The organism is Microbacterium sp. T32, assembly GCF_001619615.1.
Taxonomy (GTDB): domain Bacteria; phylum Actinomycetota; class Actinomycetes; order Actinomycetales; family Microbacteriaceae; genus Microbacterium.
In genome coordinates this window covers 97,357-119,242 of the sequence record NZ_LQQP01000002.1, presented here as the reverse complement: position 1 = coordinate 119,242, position 21,886 = coordinate 97,357, and the positions used below count along the sequence as shown (strand labels likewise).

The window sequence follows — 21,886 nt, the reverse complement described above, 5'->3', positions numbered from 1 at the left end:
GCGGCCTCGCACGGCACTCCGGGGAGCGCGCCGCTGACGGTGTCGGCGGCGGCGAGGGCCGCGGCATCCGCGATTCCGGCGAGGCGCTGGGCCTGCACCGCGGCGCCGCCCGCGAGGCCCAGCCCGAGGGCAGCGAGCGCGATCGCCGCCACCACGCCCACGGCCGAGACGCTCCCGGCCATCACCCACCCCCACCGAGGGCGCACGCATGAGCCCGCAGCGGTTCGAGGGCGATCGGCAGCGGAACGGGGGTCGAGACATCGACGCACACGAGCCTGTCGGTCCGTTCGAAGGAGAGGTCCGCCCCGGCATCCGCCACTACAGCCCGGGCGCGCTGCTCGTCTCCGCGCCCGAGCAGCCGCGCGGACTCGGCCGCGGTGTGCTCGAGTCGCACGGACGCTGCCGCCGCGACCAGCGCGCCGAGGGCCAGCGCGAGCACCAGGATGATCGCGGGGAGGGCCACGGCGAACTCTGCCGTGACCGCTCCGCGATCGTCGAGGAACGGCCGTCTCATTGCACGGAAAGAGCACGACGGACGAGGTCGGTGAGGATGCCGCGCACCTCATCCGACCGCATGATGACGACGAGGAGGCCGGCGAAGGCCACGGCCGCCATCGTCGCGATCGCGTATTCGGCCGTCGCGGCACCGCGGTCGTCCAGGAACAGGGCCGACGCGCGACGGGTCGTGAGGGGACGAAACGACGCGTGGGATCGGGTAGGTGTGAGGGAGGGAGTGGACATCGGACTCTTCTTTCTATGAGGGAACGGACGGTCAGAGAGGAAGGGAGGTGGACCGGACGACACCGAGAACGGCGGGCACCACCGCGAGGAGGAGGAAGGCCGGGAGCGTGCAGACGCCGAGGGGAACCAACAGGCGGGTCGACAACCGGGCCGCCGCCTCCCGACCGGTCGCCCGGGCGCGGTGACGAGCGAGCCACGCTTCGCCGCGCAGCAGTTCCACGGCAGGAGCCCCGGCCCGCGCCGAGAGCTCGAGCGCCGTCGCGATCCCGGCCGTCGGTTCCGCGTCGGCTCCCCGCGCTGCCGCGCTGAGCGCCCACGCGCGCTCGATCGACGCTCCCGACGCCAGCGCCATCGCCACGAGCTCGGCATCCCACCCCGGGATGCCGTCATCGGGTCGAGCGCGCCGCGCAAGATGGGGAGTCGAGATCACGCTCGCCGCGAGCAGGACGAGCCCGGCGAGCAGCGCGCACGCCCCGAGCGGCTCGGCAACCACGCGCAGCGGGTCCAGACCGAGAAGGGAGCCGAGCGGCAGGCCGAGCACCGGGAGCAAGGTCAGCAGCCGAGCCGTGGCGACGGGCTCGGCGAGCGCCACCGCGATCTCGGCCTTCACCTCGCGCGCATCTCGAAGGGCGGTGACCGCGGAACGCAGGGACTCGGCGAGCGGCGCCCCGACGGCCGTGGCGACCGACCACGCCGCCGCGATGTCGCCCCACGCCCCTTCCCCGGAGCGGAGAACCCCCGCGACGTCGCCACCCGCCTCCGCGACGCGCGCGGCGTCCACCACGAGCGCATCGCCCTGCACGGCGAGATGCCGCCATGCCGTTGGGCCGGACAGACCCGCGCCCAGGAGGACGGCCAATCGCGTCGCGGTCTCGATCGCTGCGTCGTCGCGCCCGCCGCTGCCCGACGCCCTCACGCGATCGCCTCGACGTCGACTCCGAGCCGATCGCCCACGAGCACCGGCCGACCGATGCCGACGACCCGTCGGCGACCCTCCCGACGCTCGACGTGCACGATCGCGTGCAGGGCGCTGACGGCCTGGCGCGCGAGGGCAGCGGCATCCATTCCCGCGAGGGCCCCGAGCGCTTCCAGGCGCGCCGGGATCTCCGCGAGACCGCCCGCATGGAGGGTTCCCGCGCCGCCGTCGTGCCCGGTGTTCAGCGCGAGGAGCAGCTCCCTGATCTCGGCGCCTCGGCATTCCCCCAGCACGAGGCGGTCGGGGCGCATGCGCAGCGCCTCGCGGACGAGTCTCGGCAGCTCGATGCCGCCGGCGCCCTCCAGGTTGGCCTGTCGGGCTTCCAGAGCGACGTGGTGCGGATGCCGCGGGCGGAGTTCGGCGACTTCCTCGATCGTCACGATCCGCTCCGCGGCGGGGACGGACGACAGGAGGGCCGAGAGCAGAGTCGTCTTTCCCGCACCGGTACCTCCGGTGATGAGGACGTTGCATCGCTCGCGGACGAGCGCACCCAGTGCGCGCCGGATCGCGACCGAGAACATGCCCGCTCGATGCAGATCGTCCAGGTCGGGCGAACCCCAGCGCGGAACGCGAATCGAGATGGCCGTCCCTCGCGCGGCCACCGGAGCGAGGACGACGTGCACGCGCACACCGCGCTCCAGGCGCACGTCGACGCACGGGGACGCGTCATCGAGGTGACGCCCGCCCCGCGCGATCAACCGGACGGCCAGCCGCCGGACCTCTGCCTCTGTCGCGCGCCACGACGGCACCCGTTCCGCGCCGCTCCCCCGGTCGACGAACATCCCCTCGTCGCCATTCACGAAGACGTCGCTGACGTCGGGGTCGTCGAGGAACGGCTGCAGGAACGCGAGGGCCGGATCGTCTCCCGCGAAGGAAAGCAGGCGGGGAGCGGACGAAGGCTCCGCGGCGAGCGGTGCCTGCGCGGGAGCGGGAAGGGGGAAGAGGCGGGGGGAGGTCACGCCGATGACGGTACGGAGGTCCGCCCGGCCGCCGCGGCGCCGATGCCACGATCCGTGGATGATTCCACCGATTCGCCGCCTGGGGAGGGCAGGTGTTCCTCGGGGAGAGTCGGGCGCGGAACCGCCCGGAAAAAAAGAGAGGGCGGCATCCCGTCAATGGGGGGCGAGGGATGCCGCCACGCGCCGGGGAAAAATTGGGGGGCTCCCCCCGACGCGCTTGCCGGAAGCGATGTTCGGGCAGATACAAGAGTACGCACACGAGCGCGCCACGCCAACCCGAATCGCTAGATGATCGAGCGATATATCAGGCGTTTCGCCCAGAGCGGATCCCAACTATCGGAGGTAACCGCCGTTCGGAGCGGAGGGATAGCGTGACCCTGGCGCGAGGACGCGCCGTGCCTCGACCGCGAAGGAGCGCCAGATGAGCAGCCAGATCGATCATCTCCTCAACGAAACCCGCCGTTTCGCCCCGTCGGCGGAGTTCGCCGCGAACGCCGTCGCCGACGCGAGTCTGTACGAGCGCGCCGCCGCCGACCGCGAGGGTTTCTGGGCGGACCAGGCGCGCGAGCTCCACTGGCACACCCCGTTCACGAAGGTTCTCGACTGGTCGAATCCGCCCTTCGCCGAGTGGTTCGCCGACGGCGAGCTGAACGTCGCGTACAACTGCCTCGACCGGCACGTCGAGGCCGGTAACGGCGACCGCATCGCGCTCCGGTGGGAGGGCGAACCCGGCGACCGGCGCAACGTCACCTACGCCGAGCTGACCGACGAGGTGAAGCGCCTGTCGAACGTGCTGATCGACCTGGGCATCGAGCGCGGCGACCGCGTCGCGATCTACCTCCCGATGATCCCCGAGGCGATCGCATCCATGCTCGCCGTGGCCCGCATCGGCGCCGTCCACTCGGTCGTCTTCGGCGGCTTCTCGGCCGACAGCCTCCGCTCCCGCATCGACGACGCCGGAGCCAAGCTCGTCATCACCGCCGACGGCGGTTGGCGCAAGGGAAAGGTTTCCCCCCTCAAGCCCGCGGTCGACCAGGCCCTCGCCGATCGCAACGGGTCCGGCATCCAGGAGACCGTCGAACACGTCCTCGTGGTCAAGCGCGGTGAGAACGACGTCGAGTGGATCGACGACCGCGACATCTGGTGGCACGACGTCGTGCCTCAGGCCTCGGCCGAGCACGAGGCCGAGGCGTTCCCCGCCGAGAACCCGCTGTTCATCCTCTACACGTCGGGCACGACCGGGAAGCCGAAGGGCATCCTGCACACCTCGGGCGGGTACCTGACGCAGGCGGCGTTCACGAACCGGGTCGTGCACGACGTGCACCCCGAGACGGACGTCTACTGGTGCACCGCCGACATCGGCTGGATCACCGGCCACACCTACGTCACGTACGGCCCGCTCGCCAACGGCGCGACGCAGCTCCTCTACGAGGGCACCCCCGACACCCCGCACCCGGGACGATGGTGGGAACTCATCCAGAACCACGGCGTCACGGTCTTCTACACCGCGCCCACCGCAATCCGGTCGTTCATGAAAATCGGCCGCGACGTGCCGCAGAGCTTCGACCTTTCGTCGCTGCGGCTCCTCGGATCGGTCGGCGAACCCATCAACCCCGAGGCGTGGATCTGGTACCGCGACATCATCGGCGCCGACCGCGCGCCGATCGTCGACACGTGGTGGCAGACCGAAACCGGCGCGATCATGATCTCGGCGCTCCCCGGCGTCACCGAGACGAAGCCCGGCTCGGCGCAGGTGCCGCTCCCCGGCATCTCCATCGACGTCGTCGACGACGCCGGCGAGCCCGTCGGGCACGGCAACGGCGGACTGCTCGTCATCACCGAGCCGTGGCCGTCGATGCTGCGCGGAATCTGGGGCGACCCCGACCGCTTCGTCGAGACGTACTGGGCGAAGTTCGCCGACAAGGGCTACTACTTCGCCGGCGACGGCGCCCGCCTCGACGACGACGGCGACGTGTGGCTGCTCGGCCGCGTCGACGACGTCATGAACGTCTCGGGCCACCGCCTGTCGACCGCCGAGATCGAGTCGGCCCTCGTCGGACACGAGGGCGTCGCCGAGGCCGCGGTCGTCGGCGCGTCCGACGAGACCACCGGCCAGGCCGTCGTCGCCTTCGTCATCATCAAGAGCCGGTACATGAAGAAGAACGGCGTCGACGGACTCGGCGACGTCCTCCGCAAGTGGGTCGGCGAGCAGATCGGCCCGATCGCGCGCCCCCGCGACGTCTACATCGTGGGCGAGTTGCCCAAGACCCGATCCGGCAAGATCATGCGGCGCCTCCTCCGCGACGTTGCCGAGGGCCGCGAGGTCGGCGACACCACCACCCTCGCCGACACCGCCGTGATGAGCGTGATCAGCGCCCAGGTGAAGTGAGGCACGCGAAGGTCCCGGATGCCGTACGCACGGCATCCGGGACCTTCGTCGTTTCACGCATGTGTATACGTTGTGCGCAACCGCGCGACCGTGAGAGCGCTCAGGCACCCTTTGTGTATACACTGAGAGAATCAACGGCGAGGGAGGGATGCCATGCGGGCCAGCGACCGCGCGTACTCCGCCCTCCTCGATGACATCCAGACCGGCGTGCTCGCGCCAGGTACCGTCCTCGGCGAGGTCGAGCAGTCCGCCCGCCTCGGCGTGAGCCGGACGCCCCTCCGCGCGGCGCTCGCGCGTCTCACCGCCGACGGGCTTGTCGCCCAGGCATCCCCGCGCGTCACCGTCGTCACCGCGATCGACGGCGAGGACATCCGCGCGCTCTTCGTCGTCCGGCGCGCGCTCGAGGAGACCGCCGTGCGCCTGGCCGCCGCGTCCCCCCGCGCGGCCGACTTCGCCGCGCTGGCCGCGGCGTTCGACGACGTACACCTCGACCGCGAGGAGGCCCGCGACGACTACTACCGCCTCATCGCCGATTTCGACGCGGCACTCGACACTGCCGCCGCGAACGACTACCTCACCGCGGCTCTCCGCACGGTCCGCACCCACCTCGTGCGCGTGCGCCGCCTCGCCCGCGACCAGCCCGAGCGGCTCTCCGCGTCGGTTGCGGAGCACCGGCTCATCGCCGCCGCGATCGCCGCGGGCGACGCCGACCTCGCCGCGCACGCCACCCACGTGCACCTGCACAACGCCCTGACGAGCATCCTCGAGTCCCTCGACGACGCCGCGCCCTCGCCCCACCGAAAGGCCCTCGCATGACGATCACCCACCACCTCCGCGTCCACCGCAGCGACGAGAACCTCGCGCGCGAGGGGCAGCTCGCGTGGGCCCTGGCGCGCATCGCCGTCGACCCGGTCGCGGTCGACGCGGACGTCGTCGACATGATCATCAACCGCGTCATCGACAACGCCGCGGTCGCCGCCGCCTCGCTCACCCGTCGGCCCGTGAGCGCGGCACGCCAGCAGGCGCTCGACCACGCGGTCTCGATCGGCGGCGTCGGCGCCACCGTCTTCGGCTGTGCGCTCGAGCGTCGGTCCAGCCCCGAGTGGGCCGCCTGGGCCAACGGCGTCGCGGTCCGCGAACTCGACTACCACGACACCTTCCTCGCCGCGGAGTACTCGCACCCGGGCGACAACATCCCGCCGGTGGTCGCGGTCGCCCAGCACACCGGACGCGACGGCGCCGCCGTGGTGCGCGCGCTCGCGACGGCCTACGAGGTGCAGATCGACCTCGTCCGCGCGATCTCGCTGCACAAGCACAAGATCGACCACGTCGCGCACCTCGGCCCCTCCGCGGCCGCGGGCATCGGCACCCTGCTCGACCTCGACCAGGAGACCATCTACCAGGCGATCGGTCAGGCCCTCCACACCTCTACCGCCACGCGGCAGTCTCGCAAGGGCGAGATCTCGACGTGGAAGGCGCACGCCCCCGCCTTCGCCGGGAAGATGGCGGTCGAAGCCGTCGACCGCGCGATGCGCGGCGAGACCAGCCCCTCCCCCATCTACGAAGGCGAGGACGGGGTCATCGCCTGGCTGCTGGGCGGCCCGGATGCCACCTACGACGTGCCGCTCCCCGCGGAGGGCGAGTCCAAGCGCGCGATCCTCGACTCGTACACGAAGGAGCACTCGGCCGAATACCAGGCGCAGGCGTGGATCGACCTCGCCCGCCGCCTCGGCACGGAGCGCCCCGAACTGCGCGACCCGGAGAACGTGGCATCCATCGTCCTGCACACCAGCCACCACACGCACTACGTGATCGGCTCGGGCTCGGGCGACCCGCAGAAATACGACCCGACCGCGTCGCGCGAGACGCTCGACCACTCGATTCCCTACATCTTCGCGGTGGCGCTGCAGGACGGCGCATGGCACCACGTCGACTCGTACACGCCCGAGCGGGCCGGCCGCGCGGACACCGTCGCGCTGTGGCACCGAATCACCACGGCCGAGGATGCCGAGTGGACGCGCCGCTACCACTCCGAGGATCCGAACGAGAAGGCCTTCGGCGGCCGCGTGGTGATCACCCTGACGGACGGCTCCGTAGTCGAGGACGAGATCGCCGTCGCCGACGCGCACCCGCTCGGCGCCCGCCCGTTCGCCCGCGAAGACTACGTGCGCAAGTTCCGGCTGCTCGCCGAGCCCGTGCTGACGCCCGAGGAGATCGAGCGCTTCCTCAACCTCGCCGAGCGGCTGCCCGAACTCACCCCGGCCGAGGTGCAGCAGCTTTCGATCGTCGCGAAGCCGGGCGTCCTGGCCCTCGCCCCCGCCCCGAAGGGCCTGTTCTGATGCTGTACGCCCAGACCACCCCGGCGCAGAAGCGCCGCGCACTGCGCGAGAAGCTGGCATCCGGCGAACTCGTCCGCTTCCCGGGCGCCTTCAACCCGCTCTCGGCACGCCTCATCGAACGCAAGGGCTTCGAGGGCATCTACATCTCGGGCGCCGTCATCTCGGCCGACCTGGGGCTCCCCGACATCGGCCTCACGACCCTCACCGAAGTCGCCGGCCGCGGGCAGCAGATCGCGCGCATGACGGAGCTTCCCGCGATCATCGATGCCGACACGGGATTCGGCGAACCCATGAACGTCGCCCGCACGATCCAGACGCTCGAAGACGCGGGGCTCGCCGGCGCCCACATCGAGGACCAGGTCAACCCGAAGCGCTGCGGTCACCTCGACGGCAAGAGCGTCGTGGATGCCGGCACCGCGATCAAGCGCATCCGCGCAGCCGTGGACGCCCGGCGCGATCCGGACTTCCTCGTGATCGCGCGGACCGACGTGCGGGCCGTGGAGGGACTGGATGCCGCAATCGACCGCGCGAAGGCTCTGGTCGACGCCGGCGCGGACGTGGTGTTCCCGGAGGCGATGCGCGACCTCGGCGAGTTCGCCGCCATGCGGGAGGCCCTCGGCGTGCCGATCCTGGCGAACATGACCGAGTTCGGCAAGTCCGACCTCTTCTCCACCGACCAGCTGCGGGACGTGGGCGTGAACATGGTCATCTGGCCCGTGTCGCTCCTGCGCCTCGCGATGGGCGCCGCCGATCGGGGCCTGGACGCGCTGGCATCCGCGGGTCACCTCCGCGACCAGCTGGGTGAGATGCAGCACCGCGCCGACCTGTACGACCTCATCGATTACGAGAACTACACACGGTTCGACGCGAACGTGTTCGACTTCACCGTCGAACGCTGACGCCCGCCCCCGCCCGAGACTCAAAGGAGAGACGATGACCGACGTCGAGATCAAGAAGGGCCTGGCCGGGGTGACGGTGGACTACACCGCCGTCAGCAAGGTCAACCCCGAGACCAACAGCCTCCTCTACCGGGGATACCCGGTGCAGGAGCTGGCTGCGACGCAGTCCTTCGAGGCCGTGGCCCTGCTGCTGTGGAACGGAGAGCTGCCGACCACCAAGGAGCTGCGCGAGTTCGAGGCGTTCGAGCGGTCCCACCGCGCGCTCGACGACGCCGTCCGGACGACCATCGACCTCCTCCCCCTCGACGCCCACCCCATGGACGTCGTGCGGACCGCCGTGTCGGTGGTCGGGGCGCTCGCTCCGGCGGCCGAGGTGGCCGACAACTCGGCGGCCTCCGATCTCGCGAAGGCGAAACTGCTGTTCGCGAAGATCCCCGCGATCGTGGCGTACGACCAGCGGCGCCGGCGCGGTGAGGCGATCGTCGAGCCGCGCGCCGACCTCGACTACTCGAGGAACTTCCTGTGGATGACGTTCGGCGAGGAGGCCGACGAGGTCGTCGCGCGCGCGTTCGCGGTGTCGATGGTGCTGTACGCCGAGCACTCGTTCAACGCCTCGACCTTCACCGCTCGCGTGATCACCTCCACCACCGCCGACCTGTACTCCGCCGTCGTCGGGGCGATCGGCGCGCTCAAGGGCGCGCTGCACGGCGGCGCGAACGAAGCCGTCATGCACATCTTCGACGAGATCGGTTCCGCCGAGAACGTCGGGCCCTGGCTCGACACCGCCCTCGCCGAGAAGCGCAAGATCATGGGCTTCGGCCACCGCGTCTACAAGAAGGGCGACTCGCGCGTCCCGACGATGAAGGCGGCGCTCGACACCCTCGTCGAGCACTACGACGCCCATGACCTCGCCTCGCTGTACGACGCGCTCGAGGCCGAGTTCGTCGGACGCAAGGGCATCTACCCGAACCTCGATTACCCGTCGGGTCCGGCGTACCACCTCATCGGCTTCGACACCCCGACCTTCACGCCGCTGTTCGTCTCCGCCCGCATCACGGGGTGGACGGCGCACGTCATCGAGCAGGCGGCATCCAATGCCCTGATCCGTCCGCTGTCGGCCTACGCCGGAGTGGACGAGCGACACATCGAGGGATACGTGGCCACCGAGGCCGAGCGGGAGGTCGCCGAACGCGCGGCGGAGGCGTAGGAGCGCCCCGCCCGCGCGGCGGACCGTCAGGCGACGGTGAAGACGACCTCGACCTCGACAGGACTGTCGAGCGGCAGCACGGGCACGCCGACGGCGGAGCGCGCGTGCGCCCCGGCCTCGCCGAAGACCTCGCCGAGGAACTCGCTCGCGCCGTTGATCACGCCGGGCTGGCCGGTGAATTCGGGGACGGATGCCACGAACCCGGTGATCTTGAGGACACCGGTGATGTTGTCGACGCCGCCGACGAGCGACGCGGCGGCCGCGAGGGCGTTGAGGGCGCTCTGACGGGCGTAGGTCTTGGCATCCGCCGGGGACACCAGACCTTCTCCCTCGCCGACCTTGCCGGTCGCGGGAAGCGCACCCTTCACCATCGGGAGCTGACCGGACGTGTAGACGAGGTCGCCGTGGCGCTTCGCGGGGATGTACGCGGCGACCGGGGGGACGACACCCGGAACCTCGACACCGAGCGCGGCAAGACGCTCCGCGACGCTCACTGCTGACCCTCGAACTGGCGCGCGGCGGTCGCGGCGGCACCGAGGCCGGCGTTGGCCTCTCCCCCGCCGACGGGACGCTTGAAGTACGCCACCAGGCCACCTTCGGGGCCGGTCACGACCTGGACGAGCTCCCACCCCTGCTTGCCCCAGTTGTTGAGGATCGCGGCGGTGTTATGGATCAGCAGCGGCGTGGTGAGGTATTCCCACGTGGTCATCGGGGCTCCCGGCGGGTCGGCTCGGCGGTCGAGCGAGAGGGTGGACGCGGACGCGTGCGAGCGCACGCCTTCGAGGCATCGCCCAGCAACGTCGCTTAGCATCAAGCCTATGCCTGAGAACAAACGTACGGCCAGCGGCGCCCTCGGCGGCATCGTCGGTCTCGTCGGCCTGAGCGCGGCCGCCGGCGTCCTCGTGACCGCGGCAGTGACCCCGGCGATCGCCGTTTCGGGCTTGGCCGCGTCGAGCGCGATCACGATCTTCGACAACATGCCGAGCTACCTGCAGCCCGACCAGCTCATGCTGCCCACGACGATCACGGCCGGCGACCAGGTGCTCGCGAAGTTCTACGATCAAAACCGCTCGCCGGTGACGTTCGACCAGATCAACCCGGTGATGTACGACGCGATCCTCTCGTCGGAAGACCCGCGGTACTACCAGCACGGCGGCGTCGACCTCATCGGAACCACGCGCGCGCTCTTGAGCAACGCCGCCGGCGGCGAGACCCAGGGCGGCTCCTCGATCAGCCAGCAGTACGTCAAGAACGTGCTCGTCCAGCGCTGCGAGCGCGACGCCAAGGCGACCGACGCCGTGGAGGCCACCGACACCACGCCCGCCAAGCCCGCGATGACCCGTGATGAGGCGCTGCAGGCGTGCGCGCAGGAAGCGATCGAGGCGCAGGGTACCGCCGGGTACCAGCGCAAGCTGCAGGAGATGCGCTACGCGGTGCAGCTCGAGAAGCAGTACACCAAGGACCAGATCCTCCTCGGCTACCTCAACATCGCCAACTTCGGCGGCGTCACGTACGGCATCGATGCCGCCGCCCGGTACTACTTCAACGTCCCGGCCGCGCAGCTGAACATCGGCCAGGCGGCGATCCTCGCCGGCATGGTGCAGAACCCCAACCGCTTCCGCATCGATCGCGAAGGCGGGTCCATCGTCTACGACGACGGAACCGCGTACAACAAGAAGGCCGACGGCTCGATCGACGACGTCGACCCGAATACGATCCAGGCGCTCTACACGCTGCGCGACAACGGCGAGATCACGCAGGAGCAGCTCGTGAACGCCGCGGACGGCTACAGCGAGACCAAGGGTCGCCAGCTGTACGTCCTCAGCCGCATGGAGGCGGACGGGAAGATCACGCACGCAGAGTACGTGCAGTACGCGATCGAACCGATCACCCCGCAGATCACGCCGACCGAACAGGGCTGTGGCGCCTCCAAGGCGCCGTACTTCTGCCAGTTGGTCGTCGGGCAGATCCTGAGCGACCCCGCGTTCGGCGCCACCGACGACGAGCGTGTGAGCGCGCTCCGGCAGGACGGTCTGACGATTCAGACGACCCTCGACTGGCGCCTTCAGGATGCCGCCCAGGCGACGATGAACGACAACACCCCGGAGAGCATGGATGGCATGAAGTTCGGTGCCACGGCACTGAGCCTCGAAACCAAGACCGGGCGCGTGCTGGCGATCGCGCAGAACACCAAGTTCACGCAGGACCCGACGCAGGCGGAGAACGATCCGTCGTACAACTCGATCGTCTTCGCGGGCGACAAGGACAACGGCGGGTCCATCGGCTTCAACGCGGGATCGACGTTCAAGATCTTCACCCTCGTCGACTGGCTCGAGAAGGGCAACTCTCTCAACGCTCAGTTGAACGGGCGCCTCAAGCCCGTCCCGAACATGACCAACTCGTGCTGGGGGAACTGGGTGAACACGGACCGGTACACGATCAACAACTTCGGCGACAGCACGGGCTACAACGGCACCCCGCTGATGTTCACGCGTGACTCGCTGAACACGGGCTACCTCGCCATGGCCGCCCAGCTCGACCTCTGCGACATCGCGAAGGTGGCCAAGAAGATGGGTGTCGGCACCACCGGTGACGGCAAAGAGATCACGATGCAGAACGCCAACGAGGTCATCGGTAGCGACAACGTTTCGCCCCTGGCCATGGCGGGGGCCTTCGCCACGGTCGCAAACGGCGGCTCGCACTGCCAGCCCAAGCTCATCGACAAGGTGACCGACCCCGACGGTGCCGATCGGCCCATCCCGGCGCGCACGTGCGAGACGGTGCTCACGCCGGAGATCGCGGCCACAGCGGCCTACGCGCTGCAGAGCGTCATGGCCGGCGGCGGCACGGGCCAGTCGGCCAACCCCCGAGACGGCACCCCGGTCATGGGCAAGACCGGTACCCACGAGGGTTACCAGACCTGGATGATCGAGTCGTCGACGAACGTGACGACCGCTGTCTGGGTGGGCAACTGGGACGGTGACAAGAACCTCTTCGGGAAGTACGCGAAGGGCCTGCAGCTGAGCGATATGCGCTACACGCTGGCCCGCGACGTCCAGAGCGCCGCGGACGAGTTCTACGGCGGCGACCGCTTCCCCGATCCCGCTCAGAACCTGCTGCGCACGGTGACCAAGGACGTGCCGAACGTCGTGGGGCGCAGCATCGACGACGCGCGGAACACCCTGCAGAACGCCGGCTTCAGTGTGACCGTGGGCGACCCCGTTGACGCGGACTTCGGCGGTGACCGCGTCGCCGCGCAGAACCCCAGCGGCTCGGCTCCCGCCGGTGCGAACATCACGATCAGCCCGGGCAACGGTCAGGGCGGAACGGTTCCCGACGTGACAGGCCAGAACCTCAACGCCGCCCAGGCCGCTCTGAAGTCGTCCGGGTACAACAACCTGTCGGTCAGTTGCAAGGAGGACGGCGGGGCGCCCGACGACGGTCGCGTCAATGCCACGAACCCCGCCGGCGGCACCTCGGCCAACAAGAGCACCCCCATCGTGCTCGAGGTCGTGAAGAAGAAGTGCCAGTGACCGGTCCGCTCGTGAAGGCCGCCCTCGCACCCCTCGGGGTCGCGGGGGCGGCCGCTGTCGGGGCCGCGGTGTGGGGCGTGGGGATCGAGCGCTATCTCTTCACCGTCCGCTACCACGCTCTCCGCGTGCTTCCGAAAGGTGCCGACGCGATCCGCGTCCTGCACGTCTCGGACGCCCACATGGCGCCCTGGCAGCGTCGGAAGCAGGAGTGGATGGCTCGGCTCGCCGAGCTCTCGCCCGACCTCGTCATCAACACGGGCGACAATCTCGGTCACCGGGACGGACTTCGCGGCATCCGTGAGGCTTTCGCGCCCCTGCGCGGGATTCCCGGGTTCGTCGTCCATGGCTCGAACGACTATCAGGGTCCGACGCCGCGCAACCCGCTGCGCTACTTCACCGGGCCGTCCGGCAACCTGCCCGCGTACACGCACCTCGACGTCGGTTCGCTCGACAGCTTCTTCACCGACGACCTGGGGTGGAACCTGCTCGACGACACCGCGGCATCCGTCGAGGTGAAGGGCCTGCGGATCACCGGGTTCGGCGTCGACGACGCCCACCGAAACTGGGACAAGCCCGAGCTCATCCCCCCGGTGCTGTCGACGCTGCCGGATGCCGACGTGACGCTGGGCGTGATGCACGCGCCGTACCGGCGCACGCTCGACCGGTTCATCGACCTGGGCGCCGACGTCCTGCTCGCGGGGCACACCCACGGCGGACAGGTGCGAGTCCCCTTCAGCCGCAAGGCCCTGGTGTCGAACTGCGACCTTCCGCTGGACCAGGCGCGCGGCCTCAGCGAGTGGACGCACGGCGGGCGCACGGTACCGCTGAACGTCAGCGCCGGCCTCGGGCATTCGATCTACGCGCCGGTGCGGTTCGCGTGCCGCCCCGAGGCGACGCTGCTCACGCTGCTGCCCGTCTGACCCCTCCTCCCCCGCTTGCGAAAGGGTCGATCCATCCACGGATCGACCCTTTCGCCCGTTCTGCGGGCATCACGACATCGCATGATCGAGTCTCCTCGACCGAAGGGACACTCGATGCATCACCCTCCCCCGCACCGACGACGCGCTTCGCGGGTCGTCCTCGCCCTCCTCGTCTCCTCCGCGGCACTTCTCGCCGGAACGACGGCCGTCGCGACCCCGGCCGAGGCCGCCGACCGCGGCACCGGATTCGGCACCTGGGCACCGCTCTCCTCCACCGGCTGGCACGGTTCCATGCGCGTCGGCGACGTCGAGACGTACTGCATCCATCCGGGGCTGCCCGTCGCCACCGGTCCGACGACCGACCAGGGCGTCCAGGCGGATGCCAGGGGCCTGACGCCGCAGCAGCTCGTCTCGATCAACTACCTCGTCAGCACCTACGGGCAGACCGACGACCCGGTGCAGGCGGCCGGCGTCGGATGGGCCGTGAAGGCGACCGCGGACCGCGACACGACGCTGCACTCGTGGGGATATGAGGGAGATTCGCTGCGCGAGGCGATCGACTACATCATGCGCCGCGCGAGTCCCGAGAACAGCGCGGCCGTGCAGGAGCGCGCGGAACGCTATCTCGCGGAGGCCTCCGCGATCCGCGTGCCGCGCCTCGGCGGAACACTCGTCCTCACGACGAACCCGGACGACCCCACCCGCGGATCCGTCGCGGCCGACGTCGATCCGGATGCCACCGGCGGACTGCACCTGGATGGTGCGGTGTTCGCCGACACCGGCACGGCGGACCGGGCCGACGTCACACCGGGTCGGGCTTACCCCATCCTCGCGTCGCCCCCGCGCGACACAGACGGGCGCCCCTACACCGTGCGCGCCCGCGGCGCGTTCACGGTTCGGGCGGCGGCCGTGCGCCTGTTCACCACACCGGGTCAGCAGGAGTCGGCGGGCCCCGCCGAGCCCCAGCGATTCGAACTGACGGCGGAGGATGCCGTCGCGCGTCCGATCGTGTTCTCGCCGCGCATCCACACGGAGGCGCGCATCGAGGACGGTCGCTTCCTCGACGCCGTCACGCTGTCCTCCGGCGAGAACGTCTGGCCGCGCGCGGCCGACGGGAGCTTCGTGCGCCTGCGCGCCCGAGCCGACGTGTATCGCACGGGCGAGTTTCCGGTCGAAGCGCCCGTCGTCCCGGACGGGCTGACGCCGGTCGCCCGGCTCGAGGTGACCACCGATCCGGCGGTGGGTCCGGGTACGTACACCGTCGCCACGCCCGACCCGCTTCCGGGGCCCGGCGTCTACACCGCGGTGTGGCGGATCGAACGCGTGGACCAGAGTCCGGAAACCGTCCTGCACCTGCCTCTTCGATACGTCTGGGCGGAACGGTTCGCCACCCCCTCGCAGACCCGGCAACTCGTGCCGCCTCCGCCCTCGGAGACTCCGGCGTCGACCCCGACCCCCGCCGCCCCCGTGGCGGCGCCACCCGCCGCAGAACCGCCGACGGCTCTCGCGACGACCGGGGTCTCCGCTGCCGGCCTGGCGCCCGCGGGAGTCCTCGCGGCCGTGACGGTGGCCATCGGGGTCGGGGTGATCCTGACAGCACGCCGCCGCCGTTTCCCCACCGCCCCAGCCTGAGCCGATCCCTGTCGGGCGAGCGCCTCCGCTCGCGACGCGCCCGCCCGACGGCCCGGTTCGAACCACGCCCGCGAACGGGGTAGACTTACAGGGTTGGCCACGGGGTGTGGCGCAGCTTGGTAGCGCGCGTCGTTCGGGACGACGAGGCCGCAGGTTCAAATCCTGTCACCCCGACCAATCCAAGAGAGCCTCCCGCTGATCCGCGGGGGGCTCTCCTCCTTTTCTCCTCCGTGCGGGTTGACCCGCACCGACCCTAGTCGCATCATTTCCGTCTACGACGAAGGGAGTGGGTCGTGAACGTGGAGATCGACGAGAACGACCTCAAGGTCCTGATCGGTATCGCGGCGAACCTGACGGCTTACCTCGCCACGGGCCGCAGCGGCGACGGGACGCTGGACAAGATCGACGAACGGCTTGCTCGCGACCTGAAGCGATTCGGCCTGGCGGAAGACGACTCCACCGCGGCGATGGAAGAGGCGATGTCCCACCTCACGAGTCGCCTTCACGCAGCACTCGGCGACCGCGCCTGAGTGGGACGTCATACCGCCGGGGATCTCGAACGGGAGGCTTAGGCCCGTCGCGCGGGATCCGTGACGCGCTCCATCAGAGCAGCGACGACGCGCCGGGGCAGCAGCCCCAGCAGTGCAGCCGACCACCGGTTACCCTCGCCGTCGATGACGCTCGGTCCCGGATTCCGCCGCGACAGGTGACCGAGGGCGGTGCGCACGACGTCGTCCGCCGACCGCATGGTCGCGCCCGACGTGGCATCCTCCGTGCCGACGACGCTGTTGAACTCCGTCTGCGTCGCACCGGGAGACACGGCGAACACCACGACATCGGTCTTCCTCGTCTCGGCCCACAACGCCTCGGTGAAGCTCAGGACGAAGGCCTTCGCCGCGCCGTACACCGCCATGCGCGGTGTCGGAGCATACGCGGCCATGCTCGCGACGTTGATCAGGAATCCCGGTCCGCCGGCCAGGAGGTCGGGGAGGAACGCGCGGCTGATCTCCACGGGCGCGGAGACGTCGACCGCGATCTCCTGCGCGAGCCGCCCGGGATCGTCGTCGACGAACTTCCCGAACGTTCCGAAGCCCGCGTTGTTGATCACGCCGGTGACCCGCACGCCTGCGCGGCGGACCTGATCGCGCAGATCCGCGGCCGCCATCGGCGACGCGAGGTCCGCCACGATCGGCGTCGCCTCGACGCCGTGCCGCGCGCGGACCGATCGCGCCAGATCCTCGAGCCGGTCACCACGGCGCGCGACCAGGACGAGGTTCGCCCCGCGCGCCGCGAGGGCCTCGACGAATGCGGCGCCGATCCCGGACGATGCGCCGGTGACGAGCACGGTGTGGGCGGGGAAATCGAGACGTGGCATGGGGTGTCCTTCGTTCGTGGATGCCGACACGCTATGCCCGACTGACACTCAGTGTCAACTAGGCACATGAGCTAAGCTGCGGAGATGGATGCCGAAGCCTCACTGTGGAAGCGATCGCGCCGCGCCGCCTACGCCGAGATCTCCGGAATTGCCATGCGCCTGTTCCTCGACCAGGGGTTCGAGCAGACGACCATCGACCAGATCGCCGCGGCCGCCGGCATCTCGCGCCGTTCGTTCTTCCGCTACTTCGGCACCAAGGAAGACGTCCTCCTCGGCGACCTGGCCCGCGACGGCGAGCGCCTCCGCGACGCACTCGACGACATACCCACCGACATCGGCCCGTGGGAGGCGCTGCGTCGCGCTCTCGACGCGGTGCATGCGCTCGAACGCGATTCGAGCGACCTGCTCAAGATCGCTCGCATGATGTACGACACGCCCTCGCTGCTCAGCCGCAGCGCCGAGAAGCATCGACACTGGCAGTCGCTACTGCTCCCCGGCATCCGCGCCCGCCTCGGACCGGATGCCGACGACGTGTCGGCCGCCGCGATCATCGCCGCTGCGATCGCCTGCCTCGATACGGCGGGCGAAGCGTGGGCGCGCAGCGACGGCACGCTCGACCTCGCCGAACTCTACGACCGAGCCATCGCCACCGTCCGCGGCAGCACCTGACCGGCGCGACCGGGGATCTCGTCCGCTTCGGATACCATTGCAGTCAACCTCGTCCCGCGCGCGGGCATCGACCTCACGGCCGGCCGAGGCCGATCGCAGCGAGGCTCCCCCACCGGGCGGAGCCTCTGTTGTGTCGAGATACCGCCCTCACCCCGCCCACAGGAGCCTCGTGTCCGATACCTCGCCCCGCCTCGTCGCCTTCGACCTCGACGACACACTCGCCCCTTCGAAGACCGCGATCGACCCGCGCATGGGCGATCTGCTGCTCGCCCTCGCCGAGCGCGTCGAGGTCGCGATCATCTCGGGCGGTCAGCTGCAGCAGTTCCGGTCGCAGGTCGTGGACCGCCTGCCCGCCGCCGATCCGGCGCTCCTGTCGCACCTGCACCTCATGCCGACGTGCGGCACGCAGTACTACCGCTTGAGCGGCGACGGGATCGAGACCGTCTACGCGCACTCGCTCACCGAGGATGAGAAGACGCGCGCCCTCAGCGCGGTCCGCGAAGAAGCCGAGCGCCTGGGCCTCTGGGAGACCGAGCCGTGGGGTGAGATCCTCGAGGACCGCGGATCGCAGATCACGTTCTCGGCCCTCGGCCAGACCGCTCCGCTCGACGCGAAGATGGCGTGGGACCCGACCGGCGAGAAGAAGAACGCACTTCGTGAGGCCGTCGCGGCTCGGATCCCCGACCTCGAGGTGCGCTCGGGCGGCTCGACCTCCGTCGACATCACCCACCGCGGAATCGACAAGGCCTACGGCATGCGCCAGCTCGCCGACGCGACCGGTATCCCGCTCGACGACATGCTGTTCGTCGGCGACCGGCTCGACCCCGACGGCAACGACTACCCGGTCCTGGCCATGGGCGTCGAGTGCCACGCGGTGCACGGGTGGGAGGACACCGCCGACTACCTCGACGGGCTGATCCCCACGCTCCCCGCCCGGGCCTGACGACGCGTCAGAGGATCTGGCCGATGGGCTCGCGCTTCTCGGCCTGGAATCGATCCTCTGTGCGCCCGTACGCCCAGTAGCCGGACAGCGACACCTGGGCCCGATCCAGGCCCCACACGCGGAAGAACACGTCGCGCAGGGCCTTCATCGCCTCGCGCTCCCCGTGGGCGAACACCTGACCGCGCCCCTCCGGCACCGTCCACGCCGCGACAGCCTCCGCGAGCAGCGCAGTCGTCCCGGCGGGCGCTGCGCCGCGGTGCAACCACGCGACCTCGACCCCCGCGGGTGCCCGCAGAGGCAGCTCGTCGTCAGCCCCCGCGACCTCGACGAAGGCGACGCCGCGCGCGTCGGAGTCAAGCGCCTCGAGCCCCGCCGCGATCGCCGGGAGAGCCGACTCGTCTCCCGCGAACAGGTGCCAGGATGCCGCGGGGTCGGGGGTGTATCCGCCACCGGGCGAGCTGACCACCAGCCGCTCCCCCGGCCGCGCTCCGGCCGCCCACGGTCCCGCGAGACCCTCGTCGCCATGGACGACGAAGTCGATCGCGAGCTCATCCCCCTCGACCTCACGCACGGTGTAGGTGCGCGTCACGGGCAGATCTGCAGGGGCGAGGGTCTCTCGGAGCGCCGCGAGGTCGTAGGGCGGCTCGAGACCGAGCTCGGGCTTGACGAACGTGATCTTGACGTAGCGGTCGGTGTAGGGGCTCTCGCGGAACGACGTCAGATCGGTACCCCGCGCGCGCACGCGCGCCAGGTGGGGCGTCAGCCGCTCCGTCGAGACGACCTCGAGCACGTGCTGCGGGCGCGGCGGCCGCGCGGGACGTTCGTTCATGCGGCGTCTGCCTCTCTCGTGGCCACCGACGCGCCCAGTGCGTCCGCGACCTGCGCCGAGTAGCCGGCGATGTGCGCCCGGATGCGATCCCGCGCGGTCGACGCGTCGCCCTCCGCAACCGCCGCCACGATCGCACGATGCTCGGCGCGAAGGCGTTCCGAGGCCGCCCCCCAATCGTCCAGGAGCGCCGCTCCCGACTGCGTGTACGACTCGATGGAGCTGCGGAGCCCCGCCATCATCGCCGCGACGACCGCGTTGCCCGACGCCTCCGCGAGCGCCTGGTGGAAGCGGGCGTCGAGGGCGAGGAACTCGTCGCGACGCAGGGTGTCGGCATCCATGGCATCCAGGATGTCGTTCACCTCGCCGAGGTCGGGGTGGGAGCCGGCGAGCGTCTCGGCGACGTCCGCCTCCAGCACGATGCGGGTACGGACGACGTCGGCGAGGGGGAAGCCGCTGGCGGCGACCTGGAGCCGGAGGAAGGCCTCGATACCGCCCCGCGGGGTCGTCACGATCATCGCGCCCGCAGACGGGCCGGAGCCGGTCGCGGTGCGGACTACGCCGAGGACCTCGAGCACGCGGATGGCCTCACGGACGCTCGAGCGCCCCACGCCGAGTTGAGCCGCGAGTTCCCGCTCCGGGGTGAGCCGATCGCCGGGCGTCAGCCGTCCATCACGCAGGTCGCCCTCGATGCGTTCGAGTACGACCTGCCATGCCCGCAGTTCGGAATCCGGCACGCCCGTCCCCTTCTTCGCGTCAGGCGTCGCGATGTGGCCTGACCACACCACTGTACGCGCGCCGGATCAGGCGTCCGCGGGGGTTGCGTAGCCCGCGGGGTTCCGCGTCTGCCAGTTCCAGTAGTCGCGGCACGCGTCGTCGATCGTGAGGCGCGTGCGCCACCCGAGCACCTCGGCAGCCTTGGTGGGGTCGCAGTAGGTGGCCGCGACGTCACCGGGCCGCCGCGCGAGGATCTTCTTGGGCAGCTCGTGCCCGACGGCCTTCTCGAACGACGCGACCAGCTCGAGAACGCTCACCGGACGACCCGTGCCGAGGTTGAACACCTGGTGGCCCGGCTGCGCCTGCTCGACCGCGATGACGTGCCCCTCGGCGAGGTCGACGACGTGGATGTAGTCGCGCAAGCCGGTCCCGTCGGGGGTGTCGTAGTCGTCGCCGAAGACACCGATCTCGTCGAGTGTCCCGATCGCGACGCGCGAGACGAACGGCATGAGGTTGTTCGGGATGCCGGCGGGGTCCTCGCCGATCAGACCGGACGGGTGCGCGCCGACCGGGTTGAAGTACCGCAGCACCGTGACGTTCAGGTCGGGATTCACACGCGCCACGTCCGCGAGCACGACCTCGTTCATGCGCTTGGACTTGCTGTACGCGTTGGAGAGGTCGATGCTCGTCGTCGACTCCTCGGTGAACGGCAGGTCCGCGGGGTCGGAGTACACCGTGCCCGTGCTCGAGAAGACGAACGAGCGGATGCCACGGGCGATGCCGACGCGCAGGAGCGCGAACGTCGTGTCGAGGTTGTTGGAGTAGTACTCCAGCGGCTTCTGCGTGGACTCCCCCACGGCCTTGAAGGCCGCGAGGTGGATGATCGCGTCGATCGGGCCGTACTCGTCGAACACCGCGGTGACGACCGCGTCGTCGGCGGCATTCCCCACGACCAGCGGCGCCGGCTTGCCGGTGATCCGCTCGACCCGCTCCGCGGCGACCGGGTGCGTCCCGGACAGGTCGTCGAGGAGGACGACATCGTGACCGGCCTCGAGGAGGGCGACGGCGGTGTGGGCTCCGATGTAGCCGGCTCCGCCGGCCAGAAGTACGCGCATGGATCCAGGCTATCGGCCGCGACGGCCCCGACTCGCCGCGTCAGCGCCCGTCGAGCCGCCCGCCGGACTCGCGCAGGTAGCAGGAGGCGCACATCGACTCGTACGTCACTTCGCCCGCGATCTGGGCCTCGTCGATGGCCACCTGGTCGCCGTCGAAGACGAAGCGTCCGCCCACGAGCCGGGCGTTGAAGACGGCCTTGCGGCCGCAGCGGCAGATGGTCTTGAGTTCTTCGAGGCTGTGCGCGATCTCGAGCAGCCGCGCCGAGCCCGGGAAAGCCTCCGTGCGGAAGTCTGTGCGGATGCCGTACGCGAGCACCGGGATGCCGTCGAGCACGGCGATGCGGAGCAGGTCGTCGACCTGACCGGCGGTGAAGAACTGCGCCTCGTCGACGAGCAGGCACGCGATCGGCGCCTTGCCCGCGGCCTCGTGGAAGACGGCACGGAGGTCGTCGTCGGGCCCGACGAGGAAGTCGACCGGGCGGGTGACCCCCAGCCGACTGTCGATCTGGTCGGCGCCCTTGGTGTCGATCTCGGGCTTGGCCAGCAGAACCCGCTGCCCGCGCTCCTCGTAGTTGTACGCCGCCTGCAGCAGCGCCGTCGACTTGCCGGAGTTCATCGCTCCGTAGCGGAAGTACAGCTTCGCCAT

At 70.4% G+C, this 21,886-nt stretch carries 22 protein-coding genes and 1 tRNA gene; 12 read left to right on the top strand and 11 right to left on the bottom strand.

Annotated features, from left to right (window positions below):
- Positions 1-181: 181 nt before the first annotated feature.
- Genes AVW09_RS01370 through AVW09_RS01355 form a run of 4 tightly spaced genes read right to left on the bottom strand, consistent with a single transcriptional unit; the run spans position 182 to position 2,598 of the window.
- Complete coding sequence (locus AVW09_RS01370; RefSeq protein ID WP_063256309.1) at positions 182-514, bottom strand: TadE family type IV pilus minor pilin; 333 nt, start codon at positions 512-514, stop codon at positions 182-184.
- On the bottom strand, positions 511-741 hold the full coding sequence (locus tag AVW09_RS01365; RefSeq protein ID WP_063256308.1) for a DUF4244 domain-containing protein: 231 nt from the start codon (positions 739-741) through the stop codon (positions 511-513). Before AVW09_RS01365 ends, AVW09_RS01370 begins: the two co-directional genes overlap by 4 nt.
- A gap of 31 nt (positions 742-772) precedes the next feature.
- Entirely contained in the window at positions 773-1,657 is an 885-nt protein-coding gene (locus AVW09_RS01360) for a hypothetical protein (RefSeq protein ID WP_063256307.1), read from the bottom strand.
- Positions 1,654-2,598: a TadA family conjugal transfer-associated ATPase gene (locus tag AVW09_RS01355; RefSeq protein WP_063256394.1), complete on the bottom strand. Its 945-nt coding sequence runs from the start codon at positions 2,596-2,598 to the stop codon at positions 1,654-1,656. Before AVW09_RS01355 ends, AVW09_RS01360 begins: the two co-directional genes overlap by 4 nt.
- A 499-nt stretch (positions 2,599-3,097) precedes the next feature.
- Between AVW09_RS01355 and acs the strand changes: the two genes are divergently transcribed.
- From acs to AVW09_RS01330, 5 genes are all read left to right on the top strand, one after another.
- Positions 3,098-5,065: an acetate--CoA ligase gene (gene acs / locus AVW09_RS01350; RefSeq protein ID WP_063256306.1), complete on the top strand. Its 1,968-nt coding sequence runs from the start codon at positions 3,098-3,100 to the stop codon at positions 5,063-5,065.
- Between the two features lie 153 nt (positions 5,066-5,218).
- A complete protein-coding gene (locus tag AVW09_RS01345; RefSeq protein ID WP_063256305.1) occupies positions 5,219-5,881 on the top strand; it encodes a GntR family transcriptional regulator in 663 nt (220 codons plus the stop codon).
- Positions 5,878-7,404: an MmgE/PrpD family protein gene (locus tag AVW09_RS01340; RefSeq protein ID WP_063256304.1), complete on the top strand. Its 1,527-nt coding sequence runs from the start codon at positions 5,878-5,880 to the stop codon at positions 7,402-7,404. The genes AVW09_RS01345 and AVW09_RS01340 overlap by 4 nt, the downstream gene beginning before the upstream one ends.
- Positions 7,404-8,303 (top strand): methylisocitrate lyase, encoded by a 900-nt coding sequence (prpB, locus tag AVW09_RS01335; RefSeq protein WP_063256303.1) that lies wholly within the window; start codon positions 7,404-7,406, stop codon positions 8,301-8,303. Before AVW09_RS01340 ends, prpB begins: the two co-directional genes overlap by 1 nt.
- Positions 8,304-8,337: 34 nt before the next feature.
- Positions 8,338-9,510, top strand: coding sequence for a bifunctional 2-methylcitrate synthase/citrate synthase (locus AVW09_RS01330; protein WP_063256302.1), 1,173 nt, complete (start codon positions 8,338-8,340; stop codon positions 9,508-9,510).
- A gap of 26 nt (positions 9,511-9,536) precedes the next feature.
- Here the strand turns inward: AVW09_RS01330 and AVW09_RS01325 are convergent, their stop codons facing one another.
- Complete coding sequence (locus AVW09_RS01325; RefSeq protein WP_063256301.1) at positions 9,537-10,004, bottom strand: RidA family protein; 468 nt, start codon at positions 10,002-10,004, stop codon at positions 9,537-9,539.
- Complete coding sequence (locus AVW09_RS01320) at positions 10,001-10,219, bottom strand: hypothetical protein (protein ID WP_026095616.1); 219 nt, start codon at positions 10,217-10,219, stop codon at positions 10,001-10,003. Before AVW09_RS01320 ends, AVW09_RS01325 begins: the two co-directional genes overlap by 4 nt.
- 109 nt (positions 10,220-10,328) lie before the next feature.
- On the opposite strand from AVW09_RS01320, the gene AVW09_RS01315 reads away from it, so the two are divergent.
- The 5 genes from AVW09_RS01315 to AVW09_RS01295 all read left to right on the top strand — a co-directional run bounded on the left by AVW09_RS01315 (position 10,329) and on the right by AVW09_RS01295 (position 16,125).
- Positions 10,329-13,043 (top strand): transglycosylase domain-containing protein, encoded by a 2,715-nt coding sequence (locus AVW09_RS01315; RefSeq protein WP_063256300.1) that lies wholly within the window; start codon positions 10,329-10,331, stop codon positions 13,041-13,043.
- The gene (locus AVW09_RS01310) at positions 13,040-13,963 is read left to right on the top strand and encodes a metallophosphoesterase (protein WP_063256299.1); all 924 of its coding nucleotides are present in this window, start codon (positions 13,040-13,042) and stop codon (positions 13,961-13,963) included. The genes AVW09_RS01315 and AVW09_RS01310 overlap by 4 nt, the downstream gene beginning before the upstream one ends.
- Positions 13,964-14,077: 114 nt before the next feature.
- Positions 14,078-15,595: a hypothetical protein gene (locus AVW09_RS01305; RefSeq protein WP_156495920.1), complete on the top strand. Its 1,518-nt coding sequence runs from the start codon at positions 14,078-14,080 to the stop codon at positions 15,593-15,595.
- Between the two features lie 100 nt (positions 15,596-15,695).
- Positions 15,696-15,772, top strand: a tRNA-Pro gene (locus AVW09_RS01300).
- A gap of 122 nt (positions 15,773-15,894) precedes the next feature.
- A complete protein-coding gene (locus AVW09_RS01295) occupies positions 15,895-16,125 on the top strand; it encodes a hypothetical protein (RefSeq protein WP_156495919.1) in 231 nt (76 codons plus the stop codon).
- Positions 16,126-16,163: 38 nt separating this feature from the next.
- Here AVW09_RS01295 and AVW09_RS01290 read toward each other — a convergent pair whose 3' ends face one another.
- On the bottom strand, positions 16,164-16,970 hold the full coding sequence (locus tag AVW09_RS01290) for an SDR family NAD(P)-dependent oxidoreductase (RefSeq protein ID WP_063256296.1): 807 nt from the start codon (positions 16,968-16,970) through the stop codon (positions 16,164-16,166).
- A gap of 84 nt (positions 16,971-17,054) precedes the next feature.
- On the opposite strand from AVW09_RS01290, the gene AVW09_RS01285 reads away from it, so the two are divergent.
- Both AVW09_RS01285 and AVW09_RS01280 read left to right on the top strand, forming a co-directional pair.
- Positions 17,055-17,639, top strand: a complete 585-nt coding sequence (locus tag AVW09_RS01285; protein WP_063256295.1) for a TetR/AcrR family transcriptional regulator — start codon at positions 17,055-17,057, stop codon at positions 17,637-17,639.
- Between the two features lie 169 nt (positions 17,640-17,808).
- On the top strand, positions 17,809-18,582 hold the full coding sequence (locus AVW09_RS01280; RefSeq protein ID WP_063256294.1) for an HAD-IIB family hydrolase: 774 nt from the start codon (positions 17,809-17,811) through the stop codon (positions 18,580-18,582).
- Between the two features lie 7 nt (positions 18,583-18,589).
- On the opposite strand, the gene AVW09_RS01275 is transcribed toward AVW09_RS01280, so the two are convergent.
- The 4 genes from AVW09_RS01275 to AVW09_RS01260 form a co-directional block, all read right to left on the bottom strand.
- Positions 18,590-19,411: a siderophore-interacting protein gene (locus AVW09_RS01275; RefSeq protein ID WP_063256293.1), complete on the bottom strand. Its 822-nt coding sequence runs from the start codon at positions 19,409-19,411 to the stop codon at positions 18,590-18,592.
- Positions 19,408-20,145 (bottom strand): FadR/GntR family transcriptional regulator, encoded by a 738-nt coding sequence (locus AVW09_RS01270; protein WP_063256292.1) that lies wholly within the window; start codon positions 20,143-20,145, stop codon positions 19,408-19,410. The genes AVW09_RS01275 and AVW09_RS01270 overlap by 4 nt, the downstream gene beginning before the upstream one ends.
- A gap of 66 nt (positions 20,146-20,211) precedes the next feature.
- Entirely contained in the window at positions 20,212-21,240 is a 1,029-nt protein-coding gene (gene galE / locus AVW09_RS01265; RefSeq protein WP_063256291.1) for a UDP-glucose 4-epimerase GalE, read from the bottom strand.
- A gap of 40 nt (positions 21,241-21,280) precedes the next feature.
- The gene (locus tag AVW09_RS01260; RefSeq protein ID WP_063256290.1) at positions 21,281-21,886 is read right to left on the bottom strand and encodes a thymidine kinase; all 606 of its coding nucleotides are present in this window, start codon (positions 21,884-21,886) and stop codon (positions 21,281-21,283) included.

Bases quoted from the DNA above. Each gene is read 5' to 3' on its own strand.
- AVW09_RS01370 (WP_063256309.1), bottom strand. From the start codon at position 514: ATGAGACGGCCGTTCCTCGACGATCGCGGAGCGGTCACGGCAGAGTTC.
- AVW09_RS01365 (WP_063256308.1), bottom strand. From the start codon at position 741: ATGTCCACTCCCTCCCTCACACCTACCCGATCCCACGCGTCGTTTCGT.
- acs (WP_063256306.1), top strand. From the start codon at position 3,098: ATGAGCAGCCAGATCGATCATCTCCTCAACGAAACCCGCCGTTTCGCC.
- AVW09_RS01345 (WP_063256305.1), top strand. From the start codon at position 5,219: ATGCGGGCCAGCGACCGCGCGTACTCCGCCCTCCTCGATGACATCCAG.
- AVW09_RS01340 (WP_063256304.1), top strand. From the start codon at position 5,878: ATGACGATCACCCACCACCTCCGCGTCCACCGCAGCGACGAGAACCTC.
- prpB (WP_063256303.1), top strand. From the start codon at position 7,404: ATGCTGTACGCCCAGACCACCCCGGCGCAGAAGCGCCGCGCACTGCGC.
- AVW09_RS01330 (WP_063256302.1), top strand. From the start codon at position 8,338: ATGACCGACGTCGAGATCAAGAAGGGCCTGGCCGGGGTGACGGTGGAC.
- AVW09_RS01320 (WP_026095616.1), bottom strand. From the start codon at position 10,219: ATGACCACGTGGGAATACCTCACCACGCCGCTGCTGATCCATAACACC.
- AVW09_RS01315 (WP_063256300.1), top strand. From the start codon at position 10,329: ATGCCTGAGAACAAACGTACGGCCAGCGGCGCCCTCGGCGGCATCGTC.
- AVW09_RS01305 (WP_156495920.1), top strand. From the start codon at position 14,078: ATGCATCACCCTCCCCCGCACCGACGACGCGCTTCGCGGGTCGTCCTC.
- AVW09_RS01290 (WP_063256296.1), bottom strand. From the start codon at position 16,970: ATGCCACGTCTCGATTTCCCCGCCCACACCGTGCTCGTCACCGGCGCA.
- AVW09_RS01285 (WP_063256295.1), top strand. From the start codon at position 17,055: ATGGATGCCGAAGCCTCACTGTGGAAGCGATCGCGCCGCGCCGCCTAC.
- AVW09_RS01275 (WP_063256293.1), bottom strand. From the start codon at position 19,411: ATGAACGAACGTCCCGCGCGGCCGCCGCGCCCGCAGCACGTGCTCGAG.
- galE (WP_063256291.1), bottom strand. From the start codon at position 21,240: ATGCGCGTACTTCTGGCCGGCGGAGCCGGCTACATCGGAGCCCACACC.
- AVW09_RS01260 (WP_063256290.1), bottom strand. From the start codon at position 21,886: ATGGCGAAGCTGTACTTCCGCTACGGAGCGATGAACTCCGGCAAGTCG.